Below are 16,839 nucleotides of genomic sequence, written 5' to 3'. Positions count from 1 at the left end.
AGCTCGCATGACCACACAACTACGTTTCCCACTCTACTTCGCGGGCATGGCTTTCTTATTCTGGTCGCTACTGCGTCTCTCTCTGTGGTGGTACTTTGCACCTACAGACACCGGTGCCTCTGAGACGCTGAAGCTGTTTCTCGCCGGTCTGCACATTGATCTCGCCTGGGCGCTCATCGGCAGCGCGGTGCTCATCGGCCTCAGCGCCTTTTTCACCACGTTGATTGCGGCACTGCCGGCCCTCTTGCTGAGACTGGTAGGCATCCGAGCTTGGAAAGCGATATGGAAGGTGCTTTTCCGCATCGCCGTCACTGTCGGTTGCACCGTAGGGGTCTTCCTCGTCATCAGTGAATGGTTCTTCTTTACTGAATTCGACAGCCGCTTCAACACCGTCGCCATCGACTACCTCGTCTATCCGCATGAGGTCTTCACCAATCTGCGTGAAAGCTACCCACTGCCGCTCATCGGCACAGCATGCCTCTTGGGCGGTGTTTTCATCGCGTGGTTCGGGTTCGTCAAATTTAGGCCCGTTTGGCAAAAGCACGCTTTCTCCTCCAAACTCAAATTGATCGGCCTCGCCGCCCTCGTCTGCCTCTTGGCCTACCTGAGCATTTTACATGTCGAAACGTCTTTTAGCCGCCAACGCGTCGTCAACCAGCTCGCCAACAACGGCTGGGCCAGCGCTGCGGATGCCGCGTGGACACGGAATCTCGAGTACAAAGCCTTTTACCTCACCCTGAACCGCCGTGAGGCCTTTCTGCGAGCCCGGAAGCTCCTCGCCGAGCCTGGAGCCACCTTCATCGCCCCAGAGCCGCCACCGCTCCCCTCCGAGCCACTCACCCCAGAGGCAGAGGATCAGTGGATAAAAGCCGCGCGTGACTCCATCACCCGCGACGTCGCTGGAGATGCCACGCGCAAGAAGTATAACGTCTGCATCATCGCTGAGGAGAGCCTTGGTAGCGAGTTCTGGGGCTGCCTCGGGCGTGAAGGCCCGTCCCTCACGCCTCGCATGGATGCGCTCGCCGCAAAGGAGGGCCTGCTCTTTACCCATATGCTCGCCGATGGCAATCGCACCATCCGCGGCATGGAGGCCATCTTTTCCAGCATCCCGCCCCTGCCAGGTGACAGCATCCTCGCCCGCGACAAAACGGAGAACGTCGAAACCATCGCCCGGGTGCTCAAACGTGACGGCTACAGCACCCAGTTCCTCTATGCCGGGCACGGCACCTTTGATTTCATCAAGAACTACGCTTTGCACAATGGATGGGACAGCATCGTGGAGGAAAACGACTTTGAAAATCCAGCCTTCCGCACCGCCTGGGGCGTCAGCGATGAAGATCTGCTCCAGCGTGGCATCCTCGAAATGCGCAAGCTGCATGAAACCGGCAAGCCCTTCCTCAGCACCTTCCTTACCGTCACCAATCATCGCCCATTCACTTTCCCGGCGGGCCGCATTCCAGAGGCCCCCAATGCCCATAATCGCGAACATGCCGTCAAATATGCCGATTGGGCTCTCGGTGACTTCTTTGACCGCGCTCGCAAGGAAGCTTTCTGGAACGACACCATCTTTGTCGTCATCGCGGATCACGGTGCTCGCGTCTATGGTCGGCAGACCATTCCGCTCAAAAGCTACCAGATCCCCTGTATCATCGTCGCACCCGGTCTCATCAAGGCACCGCAGCTATGCGACATTCAAGGCTGCCAGCTCGACCTCATTCCGACCATCCTCGGCATGATCGGGCGCCCCTATCGCAGCCTCTTTTTCGGCCACGATCTGCTCAAAGAGGGCGCTGCTGAGCGCGACCGCAGCCTCATGCACCACAATCGCAGCATCGCAGTCTATCATGACAAGATGCAGGCCGTCCTCGGGCTAAACAAAACCGTCGAATACTGGCACGGCGATGCCGGCTCCGTCTTCATGAAGCGCATCTCCGACCCAGACACCGCCTTTGAAGCCATCCGCGACGACGGCGTCTCCCTCTTTCAAGTCGCCGACGACCTCTACACGCATCGTCAGTTCCAGTTGGCAAATTGAGCCTCAGTTCCCCCGCTCGGCCACCAACTGCCGCAGCAGGTCCGTCTGGATCTGCTGAATCTCCAGCAGCCGCTGGCTGTGATGATGCAGCAGGTGGTCCATCTTCTCATGTAGGTGGCGGATCTCCAGCTCGGCCTTCAGATTGATCTTGTAGTCCTGCTCTGCCTGTTGGCGGTCGCGTATTTCCTGGCGGTTCTGGCTCATCATGATCACTGGTGCCTGTAAGGCAGCGATGCAGGAGAGGATCAGGTTCAGGAAAATGCACGGATACGGATCAGGCGGATGCGTGGCCCACACCAGCGTGTTCACAAGCACCCAAAGCAGCAAAAACAGGCCAAAGCCGATGATAAAAGCCCAGCTCCCTCCCAGCTCCGCGATCCGATCCGACAATCGCTCACCAATCGTCCTCTCGTCATTCTTTTCCGCAGGACTCGCGGAGACAATCTCATGCTCTCGCAGACTTTTGATGACCTCACGCTCCAAGTCCGTGATCTCACCCAGCTCCTCACTCAACGCATCCTCGACATACGCGGCCTTCAGGTCGGCCAGCACCTTCGTTTCGATGTAATCTGCATCTTTGATGTCTGGGTGCGCTTTGCGGATGAACTGAAGCAACAACGGCCGTAAAGCCGTGCATGCCATGGAGTCGCTAGAAGTTATCGCTTTACCACTGATCGCACACCGGAGCTGGGAGGGAGTATTCATTCTCTGACTTCATACACCCTCTTTGGGTTATTGCCCCAACCACATTGAAGTCACGCCTTGAGCCTCGGTGATCTGGCGGCATACTCAGGGCATGCAATCTTTGACCGAATTCTTGATGCGAGCCGAGCGCCGCGGCGAGCTGAGGCTCCTCCTCATCGGCGGACGTTCACTGGAGGCTCATGGACTCGTGCGATTCACCAAGGATGTCGATTTCCTCGTGGCGACGCAGGACATTCCAGTGATGAGCGATCTACTCACCCGCATCGGTTATTCGAAGTTTGCTGAAACCGCCGTTTTTTCACGGTGGAAGCACTCGTCAATGATGGCTGACGATGTGGATGTTATGTACGTGAGTCCAGAAACCTTTGAGAAGCTGCTCATGGATAGCAAAATCTTCGAGATCGGTACGGTTTCCCTGCGTGTGCCGAGCATCCCGAGTCTCATTGCCCTCAAACTGCACGCCATGAAGAGCAACGGGGAGCGCCTCGAAAAAGATGGACGCGATGTGGCCGAGTTGCTCCGGCTGAATCCCGGCGTGCTTGACAAAACGGACCTTGAGGCGCTTTTTACCAAATACGGCTGCCAGCAACTCTTCCCGAAATTCAGTCACCTCGTCTCATGAACCCCGTCGTCCTCGAACTGGATCTCCCGGAAGTCACCGAATGGCTTCCGGACCACGAGCGTCTGCCCGCCGAAGTTAACGATGCCTGGATCGAACGTGAGCAGGCCCTGCGCTGGAAGCCCGGTGAGGATCGTGGCTCCTCCCCGCCTGTGAACGTGATGTTCTGGTTGTAATTTTTCCTCATGAAATCTACCGGAGCGATTCTGCTGTTGCTCAGCACGGTTTTCATCGTCGTCTTTCGTTCGAAGACAGAATCCCAGGTAAAAACTACATGACTCCAGCAGACGTTCTGCAACAGCATGACGCATATGTTTATGCCAGGGTTCCAGACAGATTTACTTGAAGCGCTGGCGAGTATTCCTCGAGGCGCAGCCCAGAGGAACTGATTCTGAGCACCTCGAAAGGTTCCGCGCCAGCGTTCGTGATCTGATTCGGAAAAACGAAGAGTAAAAGGGCATGTTCTACATGAGTGGCTCGATTTCACTGCCGCAGTGGCACCACGGCCTCGATGCGCACACCACTCGGTTGGGCGGGGGTGACGCTGAGTTCGCCGCCGCATTGGCGGGCTCTAGCTCGCATGCCGACCATGCCGAGGCTCGGCGGGGCTTCGGATTCATCCGCAGGCAGGCCTTTGCCGTCATCGACGATGCTGAGGCGGATGTTTTTGCCTTCGAGAGCGAGCTGGATGGTCACATGGCCAGCCTCGGCATGACGGGCGATGTTCGTCAGTGCTTCTTGTGCGATGCGGAAGAGATGTGTCTCCGTTTCATCAGCAAAACGGCCGGGGCAGGCCAAGTCACAGTCCACTTTGATCCGCGTGCGTTGCGCAAATTTTTCTGCCAGCCAACGCAGGCCGGCTTCGAGGCCAAAATCGTCGAGAATGACGGGGCGCAGCAGTTGGGAGAGCTCACGCACATTGGCGATGGATTCATCGACGAGATGCAGGCAGTCGGTGCGGAGGGAATCGAGGTCGTGGGTGGCTCCACGCGTGAGATTGGAGCGCACGGCGGCGAGTGACTGGCCCAGCTCGTCATGCAGCTCATGGGAGAAGCGGCGAGCGGCCTCCTCCTGCGTTTGCAGCATGTGCCACGAGACGCGATTCAGCTCATCGGACTGCCAGCGGATGCGATGGATGCTGTGACGCACAAAGCGAATCGTCAGGATGGCGCACAGCATGGCAAACACGAAACAAGCGCCGAGCAAGAGCTTCGACTCGTCCGCTAGGTCTTTCAGCTGCGCCTCGATCTCCTGGTTTACTTCGGAAAGATGGCGGGTGCTTTGTAGAATCAGATCGTGAATGAGCTTCACCACCTCATCGTGGCTCGAAAAGAGAGATTCGAGCAGGTCTTTCGGCAGCGGCCCTTCGTAATCGAGTGCCTGCCGGGCTGTGGTTGAAAAATCCTGCGTCGCCAGTGCCAGTAGATGCCACTGTTCTGCTTGGGGTGTTTGCGCCGCTTCTGCCGCTAGGCGTGACACATCGCGGTCCGCTTCCTTCAGGTCCTCCAGCATGCGGCTGCGTGCTCCGACGTTTTCTGTTTTGACTAGCAGGTGCAGCACATGCGCCAGCGCATCTTCCTCTGCCTGTACTTCATAGAGCAGGCGAGCGATGAGGAGCTGCTCCTTCACCAGCCCGGCCGCGTTCCGGCGGATGGCATGGCTGTCCCGCACGGCCACGAGGCCGGCCATGCCCAGCAGCACCATGACGAGGCCGAAACCGATCACCAGCGCCCACAGCACCGTGCGCTCGGTGATGCTGCGGCTGAAGGGGAGCTGGCGGGAGATCATGGCGAAAGGTCAGTCGATGAGGCCGTTGCGGATGGCGAAGCGCACCAGCTCGCCGATGGAGTGCAGATTGAGCTTTTCCATGATGCGGCCGCGATGCGCCTCGACGGTGTACACGCTCAAATTCAGCGCGGTGGCGATCTCCTTGTTCGTTTTGCTCTCGGCGATCATTTGCAGCACCTCACGCTCACGCGGGGAGAGCAGATCTATGGGATTGGTGACGTGCTTCCGGTAGTCATCGAGCACGGCGTCGCTGACTTCGGGACTGAGCCAGCCCTTGCCGACGGCCACGGCACGCACAGCGGCGAGGAAGTCCTTTTCATCGCAATCTTTGAGCAAGTAGCCCTTCGCGCCTGCTCGGAGCATCTCACGGACATACACGCCGTCCTTCTGCATGCTCAGAGCGAGGATGCGGGTCTTCGGTTGCATCTTGGTGATCTGCCGCGCGGCCTCGATGCCGTTGAGCTCTGGCATCGTCACATCCATCACCACGACATCGGGGGTGAGTTTTTCCGCCATCTCGACTGCTTCGCGGCCATTCGAGGCCTCGCCGACGACGTCCATATCCCACTGCGCGGCCAGCAGGGCGCGGAAGCCATTCCGTACAACAGCGTGGTCGTCAGCAAGGAGGATGCGTGTTTGTTTAGCGGCCATAGGGGAGATTGACGGATGCTAGAGCTGTACTAAAGAGTACGCATGGCTTTTCCTTTTCGTTCCCCTCGTGACACTGTCGGCGGCATCGCGGTGTTTGGCCGTATCTTGGACAAGATTCGTTACTTTGCCCGTGAGGGTAATCTACCAGAAGGGTATCACCTGGGCTTCATGTCGGGGAATCGCACCTTTGATGACCGCGTGTGCCGGTTCCTAGGCGTGAGCTTTGAGGATCTGACAAAGCGCACGCTGGAAGGCGGCACGGATGAGGAAGTGCTGGAGTGGTGCTTTCAAAATGGCCGCCGCCCTGATGCCGAGCAGATGGAAATCTGGAACGGCTTCATGAATAAGCGCGGCTGGTGCGATGCCGCCTCCGCTGGACTCCAGAAGCAAAAAGAAGAGGCTGGCCTCGGTCACCGCGAGGACATTCAGGTCTTCTTTGATCTGATGGATGTGGAAGAGGGCCGGAAGGCCTGATGAGCCATCAACCCAGTGCTTCGAGCATGGTTTGGAGCTTCGCGAGCTGTGCGGCCCAATCGGCCTCGCGCTGCGTGTGATCGTCGAGGACCTTCTGCGGCACTTTGGAGGTGAAATTCGTGTCGGCGAGCTTCGCACGGACCTTTTCCAGCTCCGACTGCACTTTGGCGATCTCCTTGCTCACTCGAGCCGTTTCGGCCTCCACGTCGATCAAACCGTCGAGAGGCAGGAAAAGCTCTCCCAGAGGCGTGAGGGCCGCTGGAGTGCCTTTTTTCGGCTGGAAGGCCGAATCGACTTCCAGAGGCTCGGCGTTGAGAAGGATGCGCAGGACCTCGATTTCGTGCGCGGGCAGCTCGGAGGCCGGTTTGAGCACGAAACGCACCTTCTTGTTGATGTTGAAAGTGCTCTTGAGGCCACGACCAAGCTCGACGGCCTTGTACTTGTCGTTCGCGGCCTGTTCGTCCTCGGGAAGGATGCCGAAGTGGGCGAGTTCGTCCGCATCGAGAGGCTTCGGCCAAACGGCGAACATGATGCTCTTGCCGCCTTGGTTGTCGGGAAGGTCGGCGTTGAAGCCCATGCCGTGCCACAGCTCTTCGGTGATGAAGGGCATGAAGGGATGGAATAGACGCAGCGTGTGGCCGAGCACGAAGTCGATGACGGCGAGGGTGTTGGCCTTGCGCTTCTCATCGCTGCCTTGCAGCACGGCCTTGCTGGCCTCGATGTACCAGTCGCAATACTCGCTCCAGAAGAAGCGGTAGAGCGTGGCGGTGGCGTCGCTGAAGCGGTATTCTTCCAAAGCGGTGCTGACTTCGGCGATGGCGGTGTTGAGGCGCAGGAGGATCCATTTGTCGTCGCTGCTGAGCAGGGCGGCGCTGATCTCGGTCTCGACCTCGCCACCTTGCATCTGGCGGAAGCGGGCGGCGTTCCAGAGCTTGGTGCAGAAGTTGCGGCCGAGCTCGACGTTCTTTTCGTCGAAGCAGATGTCCTGACCGAGCGGGGCGCTGCGCATGATGCCGAAGCGCAACGCATCCGCGCTGTAGCTGGCGATCAGCTCCAGCGGATCGGGCGAATTGCCGAGCGATTTGGACATCTTGCGGCCCTGCTTGTCGCGGATGATGCCGGTGAAATAGACGTTCTTGAACGGCAGCTCTCCCATCCACTCGAAGCCCGCCATGATCATGCGGGCGACCCAGAAGAAGATGATGTCCGGCCCCGTGACGAGATCGGTCGTCGGGTAGAAAGCCTTCAGTGTGGAGGTCTTCTCCGGCCATCCCATCGTGGCGAAGGGCCACAGCCAGGAGCTGAACCAGGTGTCGAGGACGTCGGGGTCTTGGGTGAAGCCCAGATCCTCAAACTCCTTTTCTTGAAATCAGATTGCCGGCTGATCCTGCCATTCTCTTTGGATGACGTGAAACGACAGTCGTCTTCGCTTTCCCGGTGTTGTCCTGGCGAGTCAGATCAGGATTCGGTTTTCGTGAACAACTTATCCTTCAGGTGTGCGCGATTGCCTGACCTTTGACATGTTTCGACCATGCATTGCGGCAGGGATGTCCAGGAAGCTGTCGCGCTTGGCTCCACACCGGAATCCGATGCCCCCACCAGACTTGGCGGCTGATGCACCAATCCTGCAGGCCGGTCATCCAGTGGTCATAGACCTTGGCCCAGCGGTCGGGGTGGAATTTCATCTCGCCATTGGCCACGACGGCCTGGCTTTCCTTCACGCTCGGGTATTTGAGGAACCACTGCTCGCTCAAACGGCTCTCGATGGGCACGTCGGCACGCTCGGAGTAGCCGAGGTTGTTCTGATACGGCTCCTCTTTGACGAGGCTGCCGATTTCCGCGAGCAGCTCGGCGGCGCGTTTGCGGGCGGCGAAGCGCTCCATGCCGGCGAGGTCCTTGCCAGCGAGTTCGTTGAGCACGCCGTTCGGATGCATGACATCGACGGCGGGCAGGTTGTGACGCTGCGCGATCTCAAAGTCGGCCTTGTCATGCGCGGGCGTGACCTTCAGCACGCCGGTGCCGAAGGTGAAATCGACATGCTCATCGGCGATGATCGGCAGCAGCTCTTGATTTTCGACCGGCAGCGGACGGCGGACGTGTTTGCCGATGAGATGGGCATAACGCTCGTCCTTCGGATTCACGGCGATGGCTTGGTCGCCCGGGATGACCTCCGGACGCGTGGTGGCGATGGTGAGCCAGGTGCCGGGTTCCTCGACGACCTCGACTTTGAAGTGATACATGATGGCGTTTTGCGCCTTCATGACGACCTCCTCATCGCTCAGCGCGGTGAGGGAGGACGGGCACCAGTTCACCATGCGCTTGCCACGGTAAATGAGGCCCTTTTTGTAGAGATCGACGAACACGCGCATGACGCAGGCGTTGTAGTCGTCGTCAAAGGTGAAGCGCTCGCGGCTCCAGTCGCAGGAGGCGCCGAGCTTCTTGAGCTGCTCGATGATGATGCCGCCGTGCTTTTCCTTCCACTCCCAGATCTTCGCCACGAGGCCCTCGCGGCCCAGATCGTCGCGGTGCTTGATGACGCCCTGCTTTTTCAGCGTCTTCTCGACGACGTTTTGCGTGGCGATGCCGGCGTGGTCGGTGCCGGGCAGCCAGAGCACTTCCTTGCCCAGCATGCGGGCGCGGCGGGCGAGGATGTCCTGGATGGTGTTGTTCAGCACATGGCCGAGCGTGAGGATGCCCGTGACGTTCGGCGGCGGGATGACGATGGAATAAGCCGGGCGCTTCTCGCTCACACGAGCGGGATCGGCTTCAAAGCACTTGTCATCGAGCCAGCGCTGATACCAGCGGGCTTCGACATCGGCGGGCGAGTAGGTTTTCTCGAGTTCGGGCATGGGGGCGCGGAAAATGGGGCAGAATCGACAGCTAGCAAGGGGCAGGGAGCGTGGAGTTTTGCTCCTCTTTGCTGGCGGGGCTTAGCGGAAGAGCTCAGGCTGGCCTTTTTCACGCAGACGGCGCTTCCCGAGGCTCTGGATCTCGTCGATGAAGGCACCGACGTCCTCGAACTGGCGGTAAACACTGGCGTAGCGGACGTAGGCGACGTGATCGAGGGCTTCGAGGCCGTGCATCACCTTCGCGCCGATGACGGTGCTGGGGATTTCTTTGTAGCCCTCTTCCGCGAGTTCATTGGTGATGTCATCGACGAGGAGCTCGATGTCCTCCATTTTGACGGGGCGCTTTTCACAGGCTTTGCGCACACCGGAAAGGAGCTTGTCGCGATTGAAGTTTTCACGGGCACCGTTGCGCTTCACGACGCGGAGTTCCTCGCGCTCGATGATTTCGTAGGTGGTGAAGCGGAAGTTACATTTCATGCACTCGCGGCGGCGGCGGATAGAGCTGCCCTCACGCGCTTCGCGTGAGTCGATGACTTTATCCTGGGAGCTTCCGCATTTCGGGCAGCGCATTCGGTGGTGTGGGTGAAAGTGGGGGGCGGACTGTGGGCCTGCGTGGGCATGCTGGCAAGAGGCGGTTCGTAGTTCGTGCTTTAGATCGTGCGCTGGGCGTGCTAAAGCTGTGCAGACATGTCACGCATCATTCTCGGTATCACGGGCTCTATCGCAGCCTACAAGGCGGCGGACCTCGCCAGCCAGCTCACCAAAGCTGGGCACTCAGTGACGTGTGTGATGAGCCGTGGAGCGCAGGAATTCATCACTCCGCTGACGCTGGGCACGCTCTCACGGCATGCGGTGATTACGGACCTCTTTGCGGAGAAGGAGGGCTGGCAGCCGGGGCACATCCAGCTCGCGGATGATGCAGATTTGCTGCTGATCGCGCCGGCGACTGCGAATGTGCTGGCAGCGATGGCGCAGGGCTTCGCGCATGATGCGCTGACAGCCATCGCGCTGGCCACACGGGCACCGATTTTGATCGCTCCGGCGATGAATGGGAAAATGTGGCTGCATCCGGCTACGGTGCGGAATGTGGAGACGCTGCGGGGCTTTGGGGCCCAGTTCGTAGAGCCTGCGGAGGGTCTGCTGGCCTGCGGATACGAGGGCGTGGGCCGCTTGGCGGAGGTGGAGACGATTTTGAGTGCGGTGGACGCGATCCTCAGCGCCAAGGCCTAATAGAGCAGGAAGCTGATCTGGCTGTCACTGAGCTCGGAGGCGTCTTGCACGGCAAAAAGGGCCTCGGTGTCAAAAGGAGCCTCTAGCTCTGCTTCGGCCACGGGGAGCAGCGGCATGTCTGCGGCTACAGGAGTGACTTTTTCGATGATAGGAGCCGTTTTCGCCACGGTGGGGCCGGTGGCGGATGGTGCCCCGCCGCCACTGAGGAGGGCAAAACCGAGCACGAGGGCCGCCAAGGCACCTCCCGCGAGGCCGAGGCCCATCGGGGTGGTCTTTTCCTCCCACCAAGCACGTAGGGCCGAGAGAAGGCCACGATCCTGCGGCGTCTGGCGGGCCGCTCGGAGCACATTTTGGGCGAAATTCGGCCGCACCGGCACCTCGCGGGCATCGGCCAGCAGGTGTTTGATCGGATCTTGGGGTGACAGCGGTTCCATAGCGACTGGGGGAAACCTAGGCAGCGGGCGAAAGTTGCATTTTTTCTCAACCGGGCGGCCAAGTGAGCTCGCGGCCAGCCAGGAGGTGGACGTGGAGGTGGGGGACGGTCTCGCCGGCATCGTGCCCGTGGTTGATGACGAGGCGGAAGCCCTTTTCACGCGGGCGAATGCCCAGTTTTTCGGCGATTTTGCCCGCTGCGAGCAGCAGGGCCCCCAGCGTGGCCTGATCGTCTGCCACAGCCTCCCCGACACGCGGAATGAGCTTTTTCGGCACGATGAGCATGTGCACGGGGGCCTGGGGATTGATGTCGTTGAATGCGGCGACGAGATCGTCCTCATAGACGAGGGGTGCGGGGATCTCGCGGTCGATGATTTTCTGGAAGATGGTTTTTTCTGGCATAAAGACAGGGCTGTGAGGCTACACCGAGCTAGGGAAAATCGCAAACAGGCACCCCGCAGGGCAGGGGGCATGGATGAAAGATCCCAGCTCGACGGCCTAAAAAGCGGTTGCCAAAGAGGGTGAACTGCCCATCTTCGCGCCCCCTCGCCCCCCAGGCCTTGTTTTGCAACCCCCGTCTGAGGCGCGTTTTTTGGGACCCCTTTAGTCATGAATACCATCGAGAAGATCAATCAAGAGCAGCTCAAAAAAGACCTCACCGAATTCCGCGTGGGAGACACCGTGAAGGTGCACACCCGAGTGATCGAAGGTGACAAAGAGCGTATCCAGCTCTTCAACGGCATCGTCATCGCCCGCAAAGGCTACGGCATCAATGAGGCCTTCACCGTGCGCAAAATCAGCTACGGCGAAGGTGTCGAACGTGTTTTCCCCGTGCATAGCCCGAAGGTGGCCAAGGTCGAAGTGACCAAACCCGGCCGCGTCCGCCGCGCACGCCTGCATTACCTCCGTGGCCGTCAGGGCAAGGAAGCCATGACCGTCAAGGAAGTGGCCCAGCAGATCGAAGCGGCTTAATCGCCCACGGATCTATTTTTCATCACCGGAAGGAGCACGCGAGAAGCGTGCTCTTTTTCGTGTAACACGGTGTGGGTGGCCTTTACGGCATCTTTGAGCCAGTCCTGTGTCTGTGGGCCGCCGGTTTGGCTATTTGGCTCATAAAGTGGGGCTCCAGAGCTGGTCACGGTCACGCGTAGGCGATGTCCGGCATTCAGGATGATGCTGGTCCAGCCGAGGTGCCATTTGAGCCGTGCTGGCTGGCCGGGGGTGAGCAGCGCTTCGTGGTCGAACCCTTCGCGATACCGTGTCCGCAGCGGGTAATCCATCAGCAGCATGCTGCGCCCGTCTGGATACACGTCAGAGAGACGCACGATGACGTCGGTGTCTTTGGCGGTGGAGGTGATCCATAGGTCGGCGAAGACTTGGCCGGTGATTTCGAGCGGTTTTTCGAGCACGGGAGTGGTCCACACGCGCACGTCTTTTTGCGCCTCGAATTCGCGGGCGTCTTTGGCCCCCAGGAAGGCTCTGCCGGGCATCTGCATGGGATTCTGCGGATCGCTGTCATAGCTGGTGCCGCTCTGTTGGGCGGTAGGGGCGGCTGGGGTGAGTGCGGCAGCCTCTTGGAGATAAAAAGCGGTCTCGGTGCTCTGTGGGGGCCAGTCGGAGGCCTCGCGCCAGACGTTTCCGGGAGCATTTGGCTCACCAGTGGCTCCCATGACGTAGTAGCGCACGGCGGGCTCTTTTTCGATGCCATTGGCTGCGCCTTTGAGCCAATGATCGAACCACCGCACCATGTGTGGCAGCTCTGGCCATGTGGCGTTCTGGGGATAGACCATTTCGGCCACCTTACTGCCTTTATTGAGCCGTCCGTGCAGCCAGGGGCCGAGCACGAGCTGCTGGGGAGCATTTGCCCTGCGGCCGAGGTAGCTCATCACGCTGCCCTGGACCATGAAGTCATACCAGCTCCCGATGGTGAAGCAGGGCACCTTCATCTTGGCAAAGTGCAGCGTGCAGTCCTCTGCACGCCAGTAGTCATCGTAGTGCGGATGGGCATCCCACTGGCGCATGAGGGCGGCATTATCCTCTGGCACGCGGCAGTTTTTGCCGAAGTCGGCGAAGCGGCCCGGACGCGTGACGCCGCCGATGCGGTAGCCCTCTTGAAACAGGCTCAAGCCCGTATCGACCATGTACTGGCAGGTCAGATGCGGGGGCTGAGTGACGGCCAAAAAATTCTGCGCAAAGCCACCCTGCGAGCTGCCGAAGGTGCCGACCTTGCCCGTGCACCACGGTTGGGTTGCGAGCCACTCGCAGGTGTCGTAGCCGTCTTTTTGCTCACCCCAGGCGAGTGCGCGGTAACCGACGTAGTGCCCCTCGCTCTTCTGCGAGCCACGGAAGTTCACCATGGCCACGGCGTAGCCATGGCGGGCCAGATCGGCGGCATTTTTCCGAGTCCCCGCTCCGCTGATGTCTGCGTAGCGCTGCTCAAAGACGGCGGGCACTTTGGCATCCCCTGCGGGTAGATAGAGATAGGCCGAAAGCCGCACGCCATCCCGCATGGGGATCATCACATGCTGCTCACGCACACCGCCGAGGTCGAGCGGGGGCAATTCCTGCGCCAGAGTCGCTACCACGCCGCAGATCAGAAAGAGGAATGTCTTCATCAGGCGGTGGAATACGCCCGTGGAGCCGCCTTCGCTCAGATTCCCGCAAAAAGCTCACTCACATCCACCCGCACACCGGGTAGGGCCACGCAGTCGAGCACTTGGCCCGCAGCGCGGACTTCACTGATCATGTAATGTCCATCCACAGGCTGACGATGGACCTCCACGCAGCGGTGCTCTGCATCCACGATCCAGAATTCCTCCACGCCGGCTTCGGCGTAGATTTCGATCATGTCGCGGTCTTCTGCGAGTGTGGTCACGGAGACTTCGATGACGAGCTTTGCGGTGCGGGGATGGCCACGGTGAGTCTCCTCGGCTCCAGCAACGACGGAGAGGTCGGGCTCGGGCTCTGAATCTATGAGCGTGAGTGGCGTCTCGGATCGCACCCAGAAATGGTCGCTCAAGGCTTTGATTAAGGTCTTCAACAAACGTGAAGACAGCTTCGCGTGGGAAATAGACTTCGACATTTTCTCGATGATGACTCCGCGGATGAGCTCCGCACGCTTCGACACGAGTCCTTTGGCGATCATTTCGTGCCATGCCTTCACGGAGAGAGGCAGGGCACGCTTTTGGAGGCCGGGATGGAGATGGGTCAGCGCCATGATGGGGAAAATGCGGGCTTGAGTCGCTTTTGGCAAGCACGGAAAGCTCCCCGCCTACTCACGCCAGCCGTGGCAGCCGCACCACAAAGCATGCGCCGTCTTTCCATGCGGCATCCAGTGTGATCTCACCGCCCAGTGCTGTGGCGAGCCGCTGACAGAGCGCGAGGCCCAGGCCCACACCTGGGGCGGAGTGAGCTGCTTCATCGGCGCTTTTGTGAAAGGGGCGGAAGATGCGCCGCTGCTCGCCGCGTGAGATGCCAGCGCCATGATCACGCACACGCAGTATGGCGAACTTGCCACGCGTGTCTGCCTCGATGTGGATCACGGGCTGCGCGGCCCGTGGAGCGGCGTATTTGCAGGCGTTATCGACTAAATTAAAAAGGATCTGCTCCACCGCGCCAGTGTCGATGTGCAGACGCGTCTGCCGATCCGACTCGGTGACATCCACACGCACCTCCATGCTGCATTCACTCGCCCGCTGTTGCAGACGCGGGAGGATGCGATCCAGCAGGGCTCCGATGCTGGTCTGTTCTGCACGCGATTTTGCGCTGCCGCGCTCCAGCCGCGCATAGGCGAGTACATTTTCCACCAGATGACTCAGGCGACCAGCTTCACCCGTGAGTGTATCGAGGTAGGTTTTGCGCTGGGCCTCGTCCTTCACCATGTCATCGGACAGCATCTCGGAGTAGAGGCGGAAAGTCGTCAGTGGCGTGCGCAGCTCATGCGTCACGGCAGAGACAAAGGCAGCCCTACGCTCACTCAGAGCCACCGTGCCATAAAGCAGCAGCGCCACCGCGAGTGCGGCCAGCAGCACACAAGCGACTGCGGCAGCGAGTGATCGGCGTAGAGGAGTCCAAAAGGGTAGATCTGGCAGATCAAGGACGCCTGGCACCAGCCGCACTGGCAAGGCAGCAAAACGAAGCGGATCATCCAGCGGGGGCGTATCGCGCTCCGCATTCGCGGCGGGTTCTAGACTGGCTTTTTGGAACAAATCACCCAGCTCACCGATCCAGGCTTTTTGCAGTGCGGGCCAGTCCAGCCACACGCCTTGCACGATGCGCATGCCATCCACCCATGCCTCACGAGTGAGGATCAGATTCCCATCGAGCCACACACCCTGAAAGGGCCGCGAACCGGCCTTGGGGGCTGATTTGGACTTGGATAGGGCCGAAATCCCCAAGTGTCACGGCATCAATTTTGGCCTCAGCGGGTGCCATAGGCGCAATGGGCGCTGCTGCAGCAGCTGCTGCTGGGGCTGCCGTACGGGTTTTCGAGCCATCATCGGAATAAGCCAGCGATGGCGCTTTTGCGGCCATTGGGGCCGGTTTTTCGGCTAGGATGGGATTTGCGGCTAAGGTCTTCAATTGAGGCGCATTCTGCTGCTTGATCGCCTCCTCGCTCTGTTGCGCCACAGCACGGCTGCGGATGAAATTCTCCGTCGAGTTCAGGGTTTGCTGCTCAGGCACCAGCAAGCCTTGTTGAGAGGCCCAATTGTTGTTTCGCAGCAGGTTGGTGTTGGTGGCGGAGATATCGGCCTTGGCCTTTATCTCCAGTGGGCTCACGCAGGCGTGTTGCATGAGCACATCCCGATTTGTCGCTTTATCCGCAGGCTTCGCCAGCAGCGTGCGCAGGGTTTGCAGCCGCTGCTCACTGCGTTTCAGAGCGTCTTCATCGACGAAGAGAGCCAGCGCCACATCGCGCTCGCTGTTTTGCGGCACCTGGGGGGATTTTATCGTGCCTGCGGCGTCGATCTGAAAATGCAGCAGCACGTTCTCTGGTAACTCCGTGAGCAGTGACGAGGCTGCGAGCACCTCGCCCTTTTTAAAGAGGTCGTTATCCTTCCCCACCACGCCCTCAGGTGCATGAAAGGCGCGGAAATCATGCGGCGGCCGAGCATTTTCCCGCAGCAACAGCGAGCTCGCCTGGAAATCCATGCGCCACAGCGCCAGCCGCACGCGCTCCTGCCGATCCGCATCCATCGCCGCCATTTCGCGTGCTCTTTCCAGCCCCAGCGTGTGCCAAACGACCCACCCCGTCGCTGCCAGCAATAAGCTCAGGCAGGCGAAAAAGGTGATCCAGATGTGGAGTGGGCGGTGCATGGTTAGTTCTCAAACCAATTGATACCCCTTCCCCCGGATCGTCACGATCAGACGCGGGGTGTCTGCGTCATCACGGAGCTTGGAGCGGAGGTTGGCGACGTGCATATCGACGGTGCGGGTTTCCATCTGGCGGCCTTCTAGGTGCCAGACGCGTTGGAGCAGCTCTTCACGCGATACGGGGCGGCCACGATTCAGCGCGAGGTAGCGCAGCACCTCACGCTCGCGCTCCGAGAGCTCTGCTTGGTCGCCATTGGCAAAACGGGCCACTCCCAGGCCCAAATCGATTGTGGCATCATCGAGAGTGAGCGTTTCACTCACCGGCTGGCGCTCGGATGCACGGCGTAGCACCGCCTCCACACGAGCGAGGAGCTCCCGCACGGAAAAAGGCTTCACCACGTAGTCATCTGCGCCCAGTTTCAGCCCGCGCACGCGATCATTCTCTTCACCTCGGGCGCTGAGGATGATCACAGGCGTGCCGGGTCGCTCACGGCGCAGAGACTTCAAAATATCAAACCCACTGGCATGCGGCAGCACTAGATCGAGCAGGATGAGGTCAAAAGTGGCGCTGAGGGCGAGTTTCATGCCCTTTTCGCCATCAGGTGCCTCCAGGGTGCTGTGACCGGCGAAGTGGAGTGCGTCGAGCACTCCACGGCGGATCGCTGCGTCGTCTTCGATGACAAGGATGGTGCTCATGGTGCGTGCGGGCCGCTGGGTAGCGTGCGTGGGTGGAGTGGGGCGAT

The 16,839-nt window shown here is 60.0% G+C and carries 17 protein-coding genes and 2 pseudogenes; 6 read left to right on the top strand and 13 right to left on the bottom strand.

What is annotated here, in order from left to right; all coding sequences use genetic code 11:
• Positions 1–7: 7 nt before the first annotated feature.
• Positions 8–2,035, top strand: coding sequence for a sulfatase-like hydrolase/transferase (locus IPK32_16685; GenBank protein ID MBK8093561.1), 2,028 nt, complete (start codon positions 8–10; stop codon positions 2,033–2,035).
• Positions 2,036–2,038: 3 nt separating this feature from the next.
• Here IPK32_16685 and IPK32_16680 read toward each other — a convergent pair whose 3' ends face one another.
• Complete coding sequence (locus IPK32_16680; GenBank protein MBK8093560.1) at positions 2,039–2,740, bottom strand: DUF1003 domain-containing protein; 702 nt, start codon at positions 2,738–2,740, stop codon at positions 2,039–2,041.
• A 91-nt stretch (positions 2,741–2,831) separates the two neighbouring features.
• Between IPK32_16680 and IPK32_16675 the strand changes: the two genes are divergently transcribed.
• Positions 2,832–3,362: a nucleotidyl transferase AbiEii/AbiGii toxin family protein gene (locus IPK32_16675; protein ID MBK8093559.1), complete on the top strand. Its 531-nt coding sequence runs from the start codon at positions 2,832–2,834 to the stop codon at positions 3,360–3,362.
• A complete protein-coding gene (locus IPK32_16670; GenBank protein MBK8093558.1) occupies positions 3,359–3,535 on the top strand; it encodes a hypothetical protein in 177 nt (58 codons plus the stop codon). Before IPK32_16675 ends, IPK32_16670 begins: the two co-directional genes overlap by 4 nt.
• Before the next feature lie 307 nt (positions 3,536–3,842).
• On the opposite strand, the gene IPK32_16665 is transcribed toward IPK32_16670, so the two are convergent.
• Both IPK32_16665 and IPK32_16660 read right to left on the bottom strand, forming a co-directional pair.
• On the bottom strand, positions 3,843–5,147 hold the full coding sequence (locus IPK32_16665; protein ID MBK8093557.1) for a hypothetical protein: 1,305 nt from the start codon (positions 5,145–5,147) through the stop codon (positions 3,843–3,845).
• A 9-nt stretch (positions 5,148–5,156) separates the two neighbouring features.
• The gene (locus tag IPK32_16660; protein ID MBK8093556.1) at positions 5,157–5,798 is read right to left on the bottom strand and encodes a response regulator transcription factor; all 642 of its coding nucleotides are present in this window, start codon (positions 5,796–5,798) and stop codon (positions 5,157–5,159) included.
• A 42-nt stretch (positions 5,799–5,840) separates the two neighbouring features.
• Between IPK32_16660 and IPK32_16655 the strand changes: the two genes are divergently transcribed.
• On the top strand, positions 5,841–6,272 hold the full coding sequence (locus IPK32_16655) for a DUF5069 domain-containing protein (protein MBK8093555.1): 432 nt from the start codon (positions 5,841–5,843) through the stop codon (positions 6,270–6,272).
• A 7-nt stretch (positions 6,273–6,279) separates the two neighbouring features.
• On the opposite strand, the pseudogene IPK32_16650 reads toward IPK32_16655, so the two are convergent.
• The 3 genes and pseudogenes from IPK32_16650 to nrdR all read right to left on the bottom strand — a co-directional run bounded on the left by IPK32_16650 (position 6,280) and on the right by nrdR (position 9,691).
• Positions 6,280–7,614, bottom strand: a pseudogene (locus IPK32_16650) (class I tRNA ligase family protein).
• 232 nt (positions 7,615–7,846) lie between these two features.
• A pseudogene (locus IPK32_16645) lies at positions 7,847–9,121 on the bottom strand (class I tRNA ligase family protein).
• A gap of 81 nt (positions 9,122–9,202) precedes the next feature.
• A complete protein-coding gene (gene nrdR / locus IPK32_16640; protein MBK8093554.1) occupies positions 9,203–9,691 on the bottom strand; it encodes a transcriptional repressor NrdR in 489 nt (162 codons plus the stop codon).
• Positions 9,692–9,808: 117 nt separating this feature from the next.
• On the opposite strand from nrdR, the gene IPK32_16635 reads away from it, so the two are divergent.
• Positions 9,809–10,351, top strand: a complete 543-nt coding sequence (locus tag IPK32_16635) for a phosphopantothenoylcysteine decarboxylase (protein ID MBK8093553.1) — start codon at positions 9,809–9,811, stop codon at positions 10,349–10,351.
• On the opposite strand, the gene IPK32_16630 is transcribed toward IPK32_16635, so the two are convergent.
• Positions 10,348–10,785, bottom strand: coding sequence for a hypothetical protein (locus IPK32_16630; protein MBK8093552.1), 438 nt, complete (start codon positions 10,783–10,785; stop codon positions 10,348–10,350). The two genes, IPK32_16635 and IPK32_16630, sit on opposite strands and share 4 nt — an antisense overlap.
• A 46-nt stretch (positions 10,786–10,831) precedes the next feature.
• Positions 10,832–11,185: an HIT domain-containing protein gene (locus tag IPK32_16625; GenBank protein MBK8093551.1), complete on the bottom strand. Its 354-nt coding sequence runs from the start codon at positions 11,183–11,185 to the stop codon at positions 10,832–10,834.
• 207 nt (positions 11,186–11,392) lie between these two features.
• Here IPK32_16625 and rplS point away from each other — a divergent pair, with 207 nt between their 5' ends.
• Positions 11,393–11,755, top strand: coding sequence for a 50S ribosomal protein L19 (gene rplS / locus IPK32_16620; GenBank protein ID MBK8093550.1), 363 nt, complete (start codon positions 11,393–11,395; stop codon positions 11,753–11,755).
• Here rplS and IPK32_16615 read toward each other — a convergent pair.
• The 5 genes from IPK32_16615 to IPK32_16595 form a co-directional block, all read right to left on the bottom strand.
• The gene (locus IPK32_16615) at positions 11,752–13,293 is read right to left on the bottom strand and encodes a CocE/NonD family hydrolase (GenBank protein ID MBK8093549.1); all 1,542 of its coding nucleotides are present in this window, start codon (positions 13,291–13,293) and stop codon (positions 11,752–11,754) included. The two genes, rplS and IPK32_16615, sit on opposite strands and share 4 nt — an antisense overlap.
• Before the next feature lie 140 nt (positions 13,294–13,433).
• On the bottom strand, positions 13,434–14,000 hold the full coding sequence (locus tag IPK32_16610) for a Uma2 family endonuclease (GenBank protein ID MBK8093548.1): 567 nt from the start codon (positions 13,998–14,000) through the stop codon (positions 13,434–13,436).
• A gap of 58 nt (positions 14,001–14,058) precedes the next feature.
• Entirely contained in the window at positions 14,059–15,063 is a 1,005-nt protein-coding gene (locus IPK32_16605; protein ID MBK8093547.1) for a HAMP domain-containing histidine kinase, read from the bottom strand.
• Positions 15,064–15,079: 16 nt separating this feature from the next.
• Positions 15,080–16,099: a hypothetical protein gene (locus IPK32_16600; protein MBK8093546.1), complete on the bottom strand. Its 1,020-nt coding sequence runs from the start codon at positions 16,097–16,099 to the stop codon at positions 15,080–15,082.
• A gap of 9 nt (positions 16,100–16,108) precedes the next feature.
• On the bottom strand, positions 16,109–16,792 hold the full coding sequence (locus IPK32_16595; protein ID MBK8093545.1) for a response regulator transcription factor: 684 nt from the start codon (positions 16,790–16,792) through the stop codon (positions 16,109–16,111).
• Between the last annotated feature and the right edge of the window lie 47 nt (positions 16,793–16,839).

Source organism: Verrucomicrobiaceae bacterium (assembly GCA_016713035.1).
Taxonomy (GTDB): Bacteria; Verrucomicrobiota; Verrucomicrobiia; order Verrucomicrobiales; family Verrucomicrobiaceae; genus Prosthecobacter.
The sequence above is the reverse complement of the archived record's forward strand: the minus strand, read 5'-3'. Positions and strand labels throughout refer to the sequence as shown.

Bases quoted from the DNA above. Each gene is read 5' to 3' on its own strand.
- IPK32_16680 (MBK8093560.1), bottom strand. From the start codon at position 2,740: ATGAATACTCCCTCCCAGCTCCGGTGTGCGATCAGTGGTAAAGCGATA.
- IPK32_16655 (MBK8093555.1), top strand. From the start codon at position 5,841: ATGGCTTTTCCTTTTCGTTCCCCTCGTGACACTGTCGGCGGCATCGCG.
- IPK32_16595 (MBK8093545.1), bottom strand. From the start codon at position 16,792: ATGAGCACCATCCTTGTCATCGAAGACGACGCAGCGATCCGCCGTGGA.
- IPK32_16635 (MBK8093553.1), top strand. From the start codon at position 9,809: ATGTCACGCATCATTCTCGGTATCACGGGCTCTATCGCAGCCTACAAG.
- IPK32_16660 (MBK8093556.1), bottom strand. From the start codon at position 5,798: ATGGCCGCTAAACAAACACGCATCCTCCTTGCTGACGACCACGCTGTT.
- IPK32_16605 (MBK8093547.1), bottom strand. From the start codon at position 15,063: ATGCGCATCGTGCAAGGCGTGTGGCTGGACTGGCCCGCACTGCAAAAA.
- IPK32_16685 (MBK8093561.1), top strand. From the start codon at position 8: ATGACCACACAACTACGTTTCCCACTCTACTTCGCGGGCATGGCTTTC.
- IPK32_16615 (MBK8093549.1), bottom strand. From the start codon at position 13,293: ATGCGGGATGGCGTGCGGCTTTCGGCCTATCTCTATCTACCCGCAGGG.
- IPK32_16625 (MBK8093551.1), bottom strand. From the start codon at position 11,185: ATGCCAGAAAAAACCATCTTCCAGAAAATCATCGACCGCGAGATCCCC.
- IPK32_16675 (MBK8093559.1), top strand. From the start codon at position 2,832: ATGCAATCTTTGACCGAATTCTTGATGCGAGCCGAGCGCCGCGGCGAG.
- IPK32_16670 (MBK8093558.1), top strand. From the start codon at position 3,359: ATGAACCCCGTCGTCCTCGAACTGGATCTCCCGGAAGTCACCGAATGG.
- rplS (MBK8093550.1), top strand. From the start codon at position 11,393: ATGAATACCATCGAGAAGATCAATCAAGAGCAGCTCAAAAAAGACCTC.
- nrdR (MBK8093554.1), bottom strand. From the start codon at position 9,691: ATGCGCTGCCCGAAATGCGGAAGCTCCCAGGATAAAGTCATCGACTCA.
- IPK32_16665 (MBK8093557.1), bottom strand. From the start codon at position 5,147: ATGATCTCCCGCCAGCTCCCCTTCAGCCGCAGCATCACCGAGCGCACG.
- IPK32_16610 (MBK8093548.1), bottom strand. From the start codon at position 14,000: ATGGCGCTGACCCATCTCCATCCCGGCCTCCAAAAGCGTGCCCTGCCT.
- IPK32_16600 (MBK8093546.1), bottom strand. From the start codon at position 16,099: ATGCACCGCCCACTCCACATCTGGATCACCTTTTTCGCCTGCCTGAGC.
- IPK32_16630 (MBK8093552.1), bottom strand. From the start codon at position 10,785: ATGGAACCGCTGTCACCCCAAGATCCGATCAAACACCTGCTGGCCGAT.